Annotated in this window: 10 protein-coding genes; 6 read left to right on the top strand and 4 right to left on the bottom strand. The window is 43.4% G+C overall.

Annotated features, from left to right (window positions below):
* Nucleotides 1-106 precede the first annotated feature (106 nt).
* Nucleotides 107-2,617 carry an NEW3 domain-containing protein gene (locus tag J7E38_RS07090; protein ID WP_214706120.1) on the top strand — a complete coding sequence of 837 codons (2,511 nt, stop codon included), beginning with the start codon at nucleotides 107-109 and terminating at the stop codon, nucleotides 2,615-2,617.
* Between the two features lie 99 nt (nucleotides 2,618-2,716).
* Here J7E38_RS07090 and J7E38_RS07085 read toward each other — a convergent pair whose 3' ends face one another.
* Both J7E38_RS07085 and J7E38_RS07080 read right to left on the bottom strand, forming a co-directional pair.
* Complete coding sequence (locus J7E38_RS07085; RefSeq protein WP_214706113.1) at nucleotides 2,717-3,478, bottom strand: polysaccharide deacetylase family protein; 762 nt, start codon at nucleotides 3,476-3,478, stop codon at nucleotides 2,717-2,719.
* 107 nt (nucleotides 3,479-3,585) lie between these two features.
* Complete coding sequence (locus J7E38_RS07080; protein ID WP_214706111.1) at nucleotides 3,586-4,740, bottom strand: endo-1,4-beta-xylanase; 1,155 nt, start codon at nucleotides 4,738-4,740, stop codon at nucleotides 3,586-3,588.
* 348 nt (nucleotides 4,741-5,088) lie between these two features.
* Here J7E38_RS07080 and J7E38_RS07075 point away from each other — a divergent pair, with 348 nt between their 5' ends.
* From J7E38_RS07075 to J7E38_RS07055, 5 genes are all read left to right on the top strand, one after another.
* On the top strand, nucleotides 5,089-6,837 hold the full coding sequence (locus J7E38_RS07075; RefSeq protein ID WP_214706108.1) for a sensor histidine kinase: 1,749 nt from the start codon (nucleotides 5,089-5,091) through the stop codon (nucleotides 6,835-6,837).
* Nucleotides 6,827-7,612, top strand: a complete 786-nt coding sequence (locus tag J7E38_RS07070) for a response regulator transcription factor (protein ID WP_214706106.1) — start codon at nucleotides 6,827-6,829, stop codon at nucleotides 7,610-7,612. Before J7E38_RS07075 ends, J7E38_RS07070 begins: the two co-directional genes overlap by 11 nt.
* A gap of 108 nt (nucleotides 7,613-7,720) precedes the next feature.
* Complete coding sequence (locus J7E38_RS07065) at nucleotides 7,721-9,028, top strand: extracellular solute-binding protein (RefSeq protein WP_215038349.1); 1,308 nt, start codon at nucleotides 7,721-7,723, stop codon at nucleotides 9,026-9,028.
* Between the two features lie 72 nt (nucleotides 9,029-9,100).
* Nucleotides 9,101-9,979, top strand: coding sequence for a carbohydrate ABC transporter permease (locus J7E38_RS07060; protein ID WP_214706102.1), 879 nt, complete (start codon nucleotides 9,101-9,103; stop codon nucleotides 9,977-9,979).
* 14 nt (nucleotides 9,980-9,993) lie between these two features.
* Nucleotides 9,994-10,890, top strand: coding sequence for a carbohydrate ABC transporter permease (locus tag J7E38_RS07055; RefSeq protein ID WP_214706100.1), 897 nt, complete (start codon nucleotides 9,994-9,996; stop codon nucleotides 10,888-10,890).
* A 107-nt stretch (nucleotides 10,891-10,997) separates the two neighbouring features.
* Here J7E38_RS07055 and J7E38_RS07050 read toward each other — a convergent pair whose 3' ends face one another.
* Nucleotides 10,998-11,621, bottom strand: a complete 624-nt coding sequence (locus J7E38_RS07050; RefSeq protein WP_214706099.1) for a YesL family protein — start codon at nucleotides 11,619-11,621, stop codon at nucleotides 10,998-11,000.
* A gap of 851 nt (nucleotides 11,622-12,472) precedes the next feature.
* Nucleotides 12,473-13,456 carry an aldo/keto reductase gene (locus J7E38_RS07045; protein ID WP_214706098.1) on the bottom strand — a complete coding sequence of 328 codons (984 nt, stop codon included), beginning with the start codon at nucleotides 13,454-13,456 and terminating at the stop codon, nucleotides 12,473-12,475.
* Nucleotides 13,457-13,468 lie beyond the last annotated feature (12 nt).

The following is a 13,468-nucleotide window of genomic DNA, read 5'->3' as shown; positions in this document are numbered from 1 at the left end:
TTATATCTGTTGTTAGTTAGGCAGATTAACTAACCTACAATTACATACAGAGGAAGGAGTGTTCAATATTTCTCAGCAAAACTCAAAAATGAAAGGGGTTACAAGAATGAGGAAGTACTTTATTGGTTTGCTCTCTTTATTGTTAGTCGTTTCCATGCTGCCATTAAGCAGTTCAGCTGCCAAGACCCAGGAGCCTGACGTTGATCTCTGGAATGCAGTGAAGCCTCTCGATACGACCGTGACCTTCTTGAATACCGGCGCACATCCCGATGATGAGCGAAGCGACTTTTTAGCGTATCTGTCACGAGGACTCGGCGTTAAAACAGCCAGCATGATCGCAAACCGCGGTGAAGGCGGCCAAAATGAAATTGGCAATGAGCTTGGAAACGGCCTTGGAATCATCCGTTCCCGCGAAATGATCGAAGCCGCTAAAATCACTGGTGTTACCGCATATCACTTAAGCGAAACCACAAACGATGCAATCTACGACTTCGGTTTTTCAAAGAGCCCTGATGAAACACTTGAAAAATGGGATGAAGATATTGCTTATGAACGCCTGATCCGTTTCATCCGGACATATCAGCCGGATATCGTCATGCCTTCATTCAGGAACTCCCCGACACAGCACGGACACCACCGCGCGATGGAAATCCTGAGCGAGAAAGCGTTTGAAGACGCAGCAGATCCTTCAGTCTATCCTGAACAGTTAAAAGAAGGATTATCAGTATGGCAGATTAAAAAGCTTTTCCTCCCTGCCGAATCAAAAGACACGGCCACCACTTCCATTGAAATTGGAATGTACGATCCAATTTATCAAATGTCCTACCCACAGCTGGGAGAAGCATCCCGCTACATGCATAAAAGCCAGGGAATGGGCAATGACATCCCTGTCGCACCACGCGAGACTCACCTAGAATTGCTTTACAGCGCTGTTGACACAAACAACAGCAATGAACTTTTTGCAGGTGTTCCATATGACTTGGCCGAATGGGCCAAAACTCTTCCAAAGAACGCGAACTCTCTATCAGTGCAGTACACAAAACTTCAGGATCAGCTTGAATTCATCATTGATTCCTATCCTGACAGAGATGCAGTATTCACACAAACACAGAAAGCTTTGAAAGATGTCACCCGCCTGCAAAAGAAGACAGAAAACGCAAAGCTTGATGATGAACTGAAAACTGATTTGCTTCACAAGCTTAGCCTGAAAGAAGAGCAGCTCCAAACTGCAAGCTTCGTATCATCCAGCCTGGATGTGAAGGCGGAAGCAGCTTCCACTGTCCTGACAAAAGGCCAGGATACTACCGTTACTGTTACACTACAGAACAATGGCTCGCAGAAGCTCGAGCATTTGAATGTTGAATTATTGGCACCTGAAGGCTGGACCATTACCTCAAAAGCAAAAGATGCTGATTTGGCACCAGGCAAAACCGCAATCCTAACTTTCGATGTGTCCGTCCCTGAAGATGCTGAGTTCTATCATGCGTATAAAGAACCAGTTTTACAGGCAAAAGTGTCATACAAAAATAAAGGTGCTTCCGTTGAACAAGTAAAACAGCTCGAAGGCACCATCGCAGTCCTGCCAGACGCTGCCGTTACCTTAAACCCAGAGGATATCATCGTCAACACAGCCAATGTCCAGGATGAAATCCCGGTTACGGCAAAAGTGAAGAACTATTTTAACGGAGCATCACAAGCCGTTGTGTCTCTTAAAGCACCTGAAGGCTGGGAAGTAGAACCGAAAACCGCCACCGTTGATTTCAGTGCCCAGTTCGAGGAAAAAGAAGTAGCGTTCACCCTTTCACCGCCTGAAGGCATTCAATCAGGAGACTTCAATATTGACGCTGAAGTGGCAGTGAACGGCAAAACTTTCAATTCAACGATCCAGGAAATCAGCTACGACCATATCGGCACATTCTATTATCAGTACCCTGCCCAGGTGAATGGCGTAGCATTCGAACTGCTGACAAATGATAACCTGAAAGTCGGCTATATCGACAGCGGCTTCGATTTGGTTGCTGACTATTTATCAAATGCCGGCATGAATATCACCAAACTGACCGAAGCCGATCTGGCGTCAGCAGATCTAAGCCAGTATGACACGATTGTAGTCGGCATCCGCGCATACCTGTCAAGAGCCGATCTGATCGCAAACAATGCCCGCCTGCTGAAATACGTTGAAGACGGCGGACACCTGGTCGTCCAGTATCACAAGCCAAACGATGGCTGGAATAAAGACACCACTGCACCATATCCATTAACAATCGGAAACGTGTCGATTAAATGGCGCGTAACCGATGAAAACGCAAAAGTAAACGTCCTCCAGCCAGAATCACCGCTGTTCAATTATCCAAACAAAATTACAGACAGCGACTGGGATAACTGGATCCAGGAAAGAGGACTCTACTACCCTATGGCATGGGGACCAGAATACCAGACATTCGTCAGCATGGCTGACCCAGGCGAAGACGCATTCGACGGCGGCATCCTGATGGCGAACTACGGCAAAGGAACCTACCTTTATACAAACCTTGTATTCTACCGCCAGATCCAGGGGCAAGTGCCTGGAGGGTATAGGATTTTTACGAACTTAATTAGTTATGGTTCACAGGAATAAACTAAGTAAAACAACCATCCGCCTTTTTGGTGGATGGTTGTTTTTGGTGTTTCATATTTCTATCATTTAGGTACCACACAGGATCATCCCCACGTCTCCCTAATACCCTGTCTCCACCATTCGAACAAAATCATCCAATGTATGTTCTTGCAGGATCATAATCCGCGGCAATTCATATCGGTTACTCTGGTCTGTACTGATTCCGCCGCCTACTTTGAATGCGCCTTTGAATCCCAATTCTTCTAGTACGGAGATTGTATCGGCATTATAGCTTCCATAAGGATAGGCAAAGGTATTTGTTGTTTTGCCTGTCAGGTCTTTAAGGAATTTTGTTGCTTCATTGATTTCTGTGTATTGCTGCTCCCTGCTAAGGTCGGCGAGGGCTGGATGGGTAACTGAATGGTTCTGGATGTCTATTCCGTTTTCCATCACGGTCAGAAGCTCGTTTGAAGTCATATTCCAGCTTCCGTCCACCCAGGTCGAAACTGTGAATTGAGTCGCCTTCATTCCGTATTTCTGTAAAACTGGATAGACGTACGGATAGAAATCATTCGAATTGTCATCAAAGGTAAGCAGAATCGGCTTCTTTGGCATGGCAGCTTTCTTGTCGAGGATGTTGAAATATTGCTTCATTGTCAGCGTACGGTAGCCATTTTCATGAAGGTAGGCCATATGTTTTTCGAATTCTTCCAGGCTGAATTGGTATGGGTTATTTGGGTCTGGATCAGGCTTTACCACATGATAGAGCAGGACCGGAATTTCTACCTTTTTAGTTTGTTTAGCACTGGCTGGCAGCTGGTATTGGGTACTTGCAATTAGTAATAGAATCAAAGCCATAAACAGTCCTTTGAGTTTTTTCATCAGCATTCCCTCCTATTTTCGGCTGCCTGCACTTTGTTGTTTTGAACAACAAAGTGCAGGCAGAAAATCCTAAGGAAACAGAAACTACAAACTATTATTTTTGCTTTCTAGTCAATAATAGCCCAATAAGCCGGCTTGACATTGTATTCATTATCAAACACAAATGGCGCGTCCACTCCAACACCGTCATTGTATTCTTCTGCACGGTCATTCAACCATGTATGATTATCTGCCACACCCCAGAATGTCACGCTGCTGATCTTGTCTCCCAGCTTTTCGTATAGCTGGAATAGCTGATCATAGCGGAGTGCCTGGCGTTCGAATTCACTTGCAGGGATTTCATCATAAGCAGGATATGCAGGTCTTGGCGGCCAGCCATAAAGGCTAACATCAAGCTCCGTAATTTGGTTATCAAGGCCTAAACCGGCAAACATATTAATGGAATCCTCGATTTCCTGAAGAGATGGCCAGCCGATTTGGATATGTGCCTGATGCCCGACTCCATCGATTGGAACACCCTCTTCAACCAATTCCTTCACCAGATTGTACAAGTGAGTTCTCTTCGGTTCCACCTCAGTGTTATAATCATTGATGTAAAGCTTGGCGTCCTTTGCGGCAAAGCGATTCGCTGTTTCAAAGGCTACTTTAATATAATCTGTTCCAGTGATTTGATACCATGGTGATTCACGCAAGCCCTTTTCATTAAGAGCGTACTCATCAATTACTTCATTGACTACATCCCACGAACTGACATCATTTTTATAACGCTTTACGATGGTTTTGATATGAGTCTCCAATCGTTTAAGCAATAGCTTTTTATTCTTTTCACGCTGTTTAGGATTTGTTTCATCGACCATCTTGTTTCCTTCTTTATCAAGGAAGAACCATTCAGGGACTTGACTATGCCACACAAGATTGTGGAACCGCAGCTCCATGCCGTTCTCTTTCGCAAACTTGACGATTTTATCTGCTTCCTCGAAGGTGAACTTCCCTTCTTCCGGCTGGATATTGATTGGCTTCATGACATTCTCGGCAACAATGCTGTTAAAATGGCGTTTTAGAACGGCAGCGTCCTTCCCTTCAAGCATGGACGGCTCAACAGCTGCCCCAATATCGAATGAATCTGCATACCTTTCATCGAGTTCAACATCGACATCCAGTGCACTGACCGGTTCAGCTGCTGATGCACTGGATAGTCCAGCAGGTAAAAATAGGGCTAAAGCCAATCCAGTAAGAAATGGTTTACGCAATACTTTTAACATGTTAGGAATTCCCCTCTTTCTAAAATTGTTTTTGCATTTTTTACAGGCCTGACGAATTCTCCCCCCTCATTAGTTTGCTTGGCCAGGAACAAAAGAAAGGGCTTTCACAGAGGTGTAAAAAAATTTTTAGCAGCCGTTACCTGACGTATGTAAGATTATAACAGCACAAAACTTAGTTTATCCACTTAATAAACTAATAATTTAAAGTTTTCTATAAAAATGATAAAATAGAACTAGATGGATTCTGATTTTTATATTAACTTACCTGAAATAGACATCTCACCAGTTACCAGGAAAGGAGATATAATAGTTAAAACAACCACTAATAGCTAAGAAAGGCGAACCGCCGTGCTGAATCAACTAAAAAAATGGAACACCTTACGCAACCAGATTCTATTTATCTTTTTGATTGTCATGATCATCGTATTACTGATTGTCAGTCTTCTAACATTAGGACAAGTATCAGCATTGCTGCAGAACAATGCGGAAAAGCAAATACAACAGGTAGCGATTGAAGCCAACGGGCGAATTGAATCTCTATATGAGCAGATCAATATGAACTCAAAGCTTGTGATAACAGACGAAGAGGTTCAAAGAATCCTAACGGATGTCCATGACGGCAGACATGTATCTTTCGAAGACAGGCAGCGTTTAATGGGACATATCAACAGGATCATCGGGAACACGGATGGTATTTTTTCCTTTCAGCTGTTTTCTGATAAAAAACAGCGGGTCCTCCCCCTTGATGAGGACGAGCTGAGGAATCGAATCGGCAAAAAGTGGATTGAGGAAGCCAACAAGGCAAAAGGCCGGATCGTTTGGATAGGTGAAGATCCAAATGACAAGAACTACTTCCTCGCCATCCGGAGAGTTAATCTAATGGAAAGACAATATAGAAGCGGCGGTTATCTTTTAATCAGCATTAACCGGGACCATTTCCATTTTGCCAATGAAAAATATGACAACGACCAATACTCGATTCTTTTGGATCAATATCAAAATCCGATCATCCAAAATTATTCTGGAGATATCAAAAGCATCATTGAAAGCAATGAAAACAATGTGCAGCTAAATGAGCGGGAGTATATCGTAACAAAACAATTATCCAAAATTACGGGCTGGACTGTCTATATTTTAACCCCTGTCAGTGAACTGACTGAAGGAATGTCCTGGATTCGGAATGGCATCATTTTATCTGGAGTTGTTGGCTTGTTTATTTTCACCATCAGTTCCTTCTTCCTATCAACCCTTATTACAAGTCCGATACAAAGATTGACCAAAACGATGCGGCGTGCCGGAGATGGGTCATTAACACTGAATCCGGAAGTTTATTCCGTCAATGAAATCAATGAATTAAACAGCACCTATAACCAGCTGGTGAAAGAAACCAACCATTTGATGCAAATGGTTTACCAGAAAGAGATTTTAAGAAGCCAAAGTGAATTAAAAGCGCTCCAGGCGCAAATCAACCCGCATTTCCTTTTCAACACCCTTGATGCGCTTCATTGGTCTCTTGATGAGAAAGATGAGGAAGAGCTTGCTGAACTGGTTGTCGCGATGTCGGATTTATTCCGTTACACCATTACAAAAGAAACCGATGATGACTGGGTGTACCTGAAGGACGAAATCAAACACATCAGCGACTATATGGAAATCATGAAAATGCGCTTTGGCAACCGGTTGAAATGGCATGTCTCGGTTCCGGAAAAATATGAGCTTGTCAGAATTCCTAAGCTAATTATCCAGCCACTGGTGGAAAACGCAGCCCTCCATGGAGCTGGAAATAAAACAGGAAACTGCCAGATTTCTGTCATTGTGGAACCCGTCAAAAATAAAGAACGGATTCGTATCATCGTAAAGGATGATGGATCCGGGATGGACAAGGAGCGGCTATCACAGATTGTCCAGTCAATCGAATCTGGCGGGACATCCTCTGCGAGCGGAAAGGGAATGGCCATTTCAAATGTCTACAAGCGCTTAAAATTATATTACCAGGGCATTTCACATACAGACCTTTTGATAGAGAGTGAGTTAGACAAGGGAACTCAGATTTCATTCGAACTACCGATTGAGGGGGAAGAAAAGAATGTTGTCTAAAAATATCTTGATTGTGGATGACGAGCCAAGAACGAGACAGGGCTTGCAAAGAACACTGGACAGCTGGAACAACGGTGAATACACCATCCTCATTGCAGATAGCGGTGAGGATGTCCTGCGGATTGCCGCGGAAAGAAAGATTCATATTTTACTATCTGATATCCGGATGCCGGAAATGACTGGGCTTCAGTTATTGAAAAAACTGAAAGAAAACGGGATGGCTCCGGTCGTGATCGTCATATCCGCTTACTCCGAATTTGAGTATGCACAGCAAGCTTTAAAGCTCGGTGTCGTCAATTACCTTTTAAAGCCCATCGGGAAAAAGAAACTAATTGAAGCAGTCGAGGATGCTGTAAAAATCATGGAGAAACAAGAAAGGGCCGGATTGATTGAAAAAGTGGTCGATAAAAAAATAGTCGATGCCAGCACCAAGATGGATTCAACCAAAGATACCATCCGCAAGGCCATGATCTATATTGAACGGAACCTAAAGGAAGAATTCACGTTGAAGGATGTTGCTGCACATGTCCATCTGAATCCTAGCTATTTCAGTGTACTTTTCAAGGAGCAAGTCGACCTGAATTTCAGCGAATATGTGACAAGACGAAGGATTCAGCGCGCAAAAGAATTAGTCCTTTCGACTACCCTTCCGATTAATGAAATAGCAGAGGAAGTCGGCTATAAAACGGCAAAGTACTTTATTAAAATCTTCAAGGAAATTGAGGGTATGACACCAAGTGCGTATCGAAAAACAGAAAATGAAAGGGCTTTCTAAAAATAGTAGTATTTTTCCTAATCATAGTTGCCTATTTTGATTTTCTCCCTGGTGTTAGACTTTAACTGTAGCGAATAGACACACATACATTGAGGGGGTTTTGGATTGATGAAAAAGAAAGCGTTTTCCTCTGTGATGACCTTGGCACTGGCAGGCGGGCTGATTTTGGGAGGCTGTTCTTCCTCTACTGGTTCCACTGGCGATACAAAGGGATCCAGCGGAGATAAAACTGTCGTGAAAATGATGCATCTATGGCCTGAAGGAAGTTCAAATGCACAATACACAATTGTCGATGACATTATCAATGCTTATGAAAAAGAACATCCAGATGTAGACATTCAGACCGAAATTCTAGGCAATGAGCAGTACAAAGAGAAAATCAAAGTACTATCTGCTTCAAATGAACTGCCGGACGTTGGCATCACCTGGGCGGCAGGATATATGAAGCCTTTCGTTGATGGTAAAATGTTCGCTCCATTAGATGACATTGCTAAAGAAGACAATTTCGTTGCCGGTACGCTTGATGCTTTCTCAGTTGATGAAAAGCCATACGCTGTACCTCTTGAATTAAACATCACCCCTGTTTATTACAACAAAGAAATTTTCAAAAAATATAACCTGGAAGTTCCAAAGACATATGATGAGTTCCTGAATGTTGTCAAAACACTTGCTGATAACAAAGTTACTCCGATCACTTTAGGAAACAAAGACCGCTGGACTGGCTCCATGTGGTATATGTACCTTGCTGACCGCATTGGCGGACCAGAAGCTCTGAACAATGCAATCAACCGTTCCGGAAGCTTTGAAGATCCAGCTCTAGTCAAGGCAGCTGAAGAAATCGAAAAGCTTGTCAAGATGGGCGCATTCGTTAAAGGCTACAACGGCCTGTCCAATGATGAAGCAAAAGGTTACTTCATGAATGAACAAGCTGCTATGTACTTGATGGCAACATGGGAGCTTCCAAACTATACAACAACTCCTGATGTCTCTCAGGAATTCAAGGACAAAATCGGTTACTTCAAGTTCCCAACCTATGAAGGCGGAAAAGGCGATATCGACAGCTATGTAGGCGGACCTGGTGTTGGACTGTTCGTATCTGAACAATCAAAGGTGAAAGACGAAGCGAAAGAATTTGTCTCCTACCTGGTGGAAGAATGGGGCAAGCGTTCTGTAGTTGACGCTGGTGTCATCCCTGCTACAGTCGTTGATACATCAAATGGCGAGCTTCATCCAATGTACATTGACATCCTGAATGACCTAGGAAATGCGACGAACCTTACTCTATATGCAGATGTTCAGATGTCTGCCGGCGTAGCAGATGTTCACTTGAACCAGATTCAGGCATTATTCGGCGGACAGACAACTCCTGAAAAGTTCGCAAAAACGCAAGAAGAAGCACTTGCTGCTGAGAAATAATACTTGCTTAGAAAGAGGGCATATTGCTGATGAATATGCTCTCTTCTTTATAGAAAGGAAGGCGGCTGCAACATGAAAAATGTTATGTCGAATAAATACGTGATCGCCCTTTATACGCTCCCAGCATTACTGCTGATCCTCGCCCTTATCTATATTCCGATTGTATTATCAGGCTACTATGGCTTCATGGACTGGGACGGAATCGGCGAGATGACATTTGTTGGGCTGGATAACTATATCACCCTTATCCAGGATAAAATGTTCTGGACAAGTACCTATCACTCTTTTCTTTTAGCTATATTCTCTACAGCAAGCTTGCTGCTGTACCTGGCCATTTCGCTGGTTTTAGCCAGTAAAATCAAAGGATCAGATTTATTGAGGAAAATATACCTGATCCCGATGCTATTATCCTCAGTCGCCATCGCCCAGCTTTGGATGAAGATTTTCGATCCAACAAACGGGATGGCCAATAAATTACTTGAAATGTTCGGTGTCAAAAACACGCCAATTTGGCTGGCAGACCCTGAGATCGCGCTATATGCGATTTTCATTCCGATTATCTGGCAGTTTGCAGGGTTTTACATTCTTATCTATTATGCTGCATTAAAGAACGTACCAGATGAAATCATTGAAGCAGCGAAAATTGATGGCGCCAACTCATGGCAGATTGCTTATAAAATCAAACTGCCCCTGATCTCCGGAGTCTTTAAAGTGACCATCATGCTGGCAGTAGTGGGATCATTGAAATATTTTGATTTGATTTATGTCATGACCGGCGGAGGCCCTAACGGAGCCAGTGAAGTAATGGCGTCCTACATGTACAAAGAAGCATTTAAATTGAATAATTTCGGTTATGGCAGTGCCATCGGCTTTGGACTATTGGTGATCGCACTCTTCATGACGTGGTTAATTTCGAAATTAACGAAATCTAAAGACGATGTTCAATTTTAAGGGAGTGAAATAGAATGAGTCAGGTTAGTACACAACCAGCAACCACAACAACCCTACCCGCCCCTCAAAAAATAAAGAAGTCTTACTTGAACAAAATCGGATTTGGATTTCTTTATCTAATATTAGGGTTATTTGCTGTCATTCAAATTTACCCGTTGGTATGGCTGTTGTTCTTTTCATTGAAAACCAATCAGGAAGTATTCGGGATGTCACCTTTCTCGCTGCCTCAAGACCCGCAATGGGGCAACTATACAAAGGCCTGGACTTCCGGCAACATCGGGGTTTATTTCTTCAATAGCGTGTGGATCACCGTTTTATCCGTTGCCCTTACGATCATCCTGGCCAGTTTCGTGACATTTGCCGTTACACGCATGAGCTGGAAGCTTAGCGGCCTTGTTCTGGGATTGTTCCTGGTAGCCTATATGATTCCACTGCATTCGACCTTGATTCCTTTGTTCAATATGTATAACAATGCTGGTCTAATTAATAGCCCTGTATCGATTGTCTTATCTTATACGGCATTCAACCTGCCATTAACGATCATGATTTTGCTCGGCTTTTACAGGACCTTCCCGCGTGAAATCGAAGAAGCAGCGGTCATGGACGGATGCTCAGTCCACCGGATTTTCTTCCAGATCACCCTGCCAATGACCGTACCTGTCCTGTCAACAACTGCAATCATCAATATGATCTACAACTGGAATGAATTCGTGTTTGTAAACACCTTCATCAGTTCTGACAACTGGAAGACGCTGACGGTTGGAATCAATAACTTCGTAGGTCAATACTTAACAGATTGGGGCGCGATTGGCGCAACTCTAGTCATCAGTATTGTGCCAATTCTTTTAGCTTTCTTGTTCTTGAGTGACAAGATTGTTGAGGGGATGGCAGCTGGATCTGTGAAGGGTTGATATGGAGAAGACAGATGCAAAAGGATCTTTTGTATCTGTCTTTTTTTTTTATGCAAAAAAAAATGAACCCAATGGCATCATCGGGTCCTTTTCACGACTTATATTTTTTACTCAGACAGACTTCTTTTCCTCTCCATCTTTCCGAAAACGAGATAGGTGGCGGACATAATAATGGCTGCTATGAGGCTGCCGCCGAAGAAGATGCCTAATGCTGGGATGAATTTCACCACGAATAACACGGCAACAATCCCTGCAATCATCACGATATTTTCAATTGGGCTGATCAGCATCATCAGGAATGAATTTTTGACCATCTGGAACCACTTCAATTCAAAATGGACATATACCGGGAATAGATACAGAATGGTCATGCCGGCGGCAAACATGAACAAATAGATGGGTATTTGAATCACACTTGTAAATCCGGTTACTGACTTTTCTACGAAGACCAGGTTAAAAACAATCAGCCCAACTACCGCAGCTACGAGCAATCCTAAACCATTGCTGCGGAAAAACTCCATTTTCCAGGTTGTCCAAAAGGTCCGAAATATCGGAAGCTCTGTCTCCCCTTTCAGCCATTTGCGAATGATCGTAAACATCGCAACCGTTGCCGGGAAAAATCCCAGGACAATGAGACCCGCCAGCGAGAAGCCAATCCATAAAAGATTTATATAGGCAAATTTCGTAATCCATTCCGCAGCTGCAAATGCCCGGTTTGCCAACGTATTCATCCAATCCCTCCAACCACAGTCCAATCATATTTCCTTATAGCACACTCATTAGCTTTTAAGAGGCTTGTCTTGTCCGGAATACCCCTTGCAAATATTATAAAACAGTTGGACTAAGCATCTACCGATTAAAATCAAAAAAGAAAGCACAAAAAATAAATTTGTGCCCCGGTTACTTGTCGATTTATTTAGGAAGGTACCATTTCTAGCTTTGATACCCTTATGTGACTCTTTCCCTCTTCATAAAGGTATCTATCCTAGATAATGGTACCCTTATGGGGCTCTTTTCTCTCACATAAGGGTATCTTTCCGGGCTAATGGGACCCTTATGTAGCTCTTTTCATCTTCATAAGGGTATCTTTCCTGGATAATGGTACCCTTATATGGTCCATTCCTTCCTCATAAGGGTATCTTTCCGGGCTAATGGTATCCTTATGTAGCTCTTTTCATCTTCATAAGGGTATCTTTCCGGGCTAATGGTATCCTTATGTAGCTCTTTTCATCTTCATAAGGGTATCTTTCGGGCTAATAGATGCCCTTATGTGGCTCTTTACCTCTTCATAAGGGTATCTTTCGGGCTATTAGATACCCTTATGTGACCCTTTCCTTTTTCATAAGGGTATCTTTCGGGCTAATAGATGCCCTTATGTGACCCTTTCCTTCTTCATAAGGGTATCTTTCGGGCTATTAGATACCCTTATGTGGCTCTTTCCTCCCTCATAAGGGTATCTTTCGGCCTATCAGATACCCTTATGTGGCTCTTTCCTTCTCATAAGGGTACCTTTCTCGCTATTAGATACCCTTATGCGACCCGTTCCTTCTTCATAAGGGTACCTTTCGAGCTATTAAAAGTATCAGTAAGGCCCCCTAATAAAATCCTTAACATTCTCCTGATAAAAACGCTGGATTGTCTGCAGTTCTTCTTCTGTGAATGGTTTGGTTTCCAGTGCGCCAAGATTATCCTTTACTTGATCAATGTTTTTAAATCCAGGAATGATACAGGTAATTTCTTTTTGGTCGAGAATCCAGCGTAATGCTGCACTCGCCATTGATTGGCGGTCTTCGGCAATCCACTTCAGCTGGTCGGCCAGTTCGACACCCTTCTTAAACCCAAGACCGGCAAAGGTTTCTCCCACATTAAAGGCCTCTCCATTTTCATTGAAGCGGCGGTGGTCATCTTCTTCGAACACATGCCCAGCCGTAAATTTACCTGTCAGCAGTCCGCTTGCAAGCGGCAACCTCACCAGCAGTCCGACGCCTTTTTGATAGGCCTGAGGAATCAATGTTTCCAGCGGTTTCTGGCGGAACATATTAAAAATGATTTGCAGGCTTTTGACGTTTGGATTTTCAAGGCTGATCAGTCCTTCTTCCACCGTTTCGACACTGACTCCATAGTGACGGATTTTCCCTTCTTCCTGGAGACGGTCAAGCACGTCAAAAACACTGCCATCCCGTAATATCTCTGTTGCCGGGCAATGGATTTGATACAAATCAATCGCTTCCCTGTTCAAACGGCGAAGGCTATCTTCGAGATAAGCCCTGACTGTTTCATAGCTGTAATTTTTCGGATCGAATATATCACCCTGTCGGCAGAATTTTGTCGCGATATGAATCTGGTCTTCCTTGCCTTTCGTGGCCTTCGCTAACAATTCCTCACTATGGCCGTCGCCATAAACATCGGCAGTATCGAAGAAATTGACACCCTGGTCAATCGCGTACTCCAGGGACCCTAACGCTTCTGCATCATTCGTCTTTCCCCAAGATCCGCCGATTGCCCATGTTCCAAAGCTCACTTCACTGATCTTGATCCCGGTATTTCCTAATTCACGGTATTTCATTTCATCATCTCC

The organism is Bacillus sp. ISL-35, from assembly GCF_018613355.1.
Classification (GTDB): Bacteria; Bacillota; Bacilli; order Bacillales; family Cytobacillaceae; genus Mesobacillus.
This window is presented reverse-complemented; position numbering and strand designations above follow the sequence as displayed.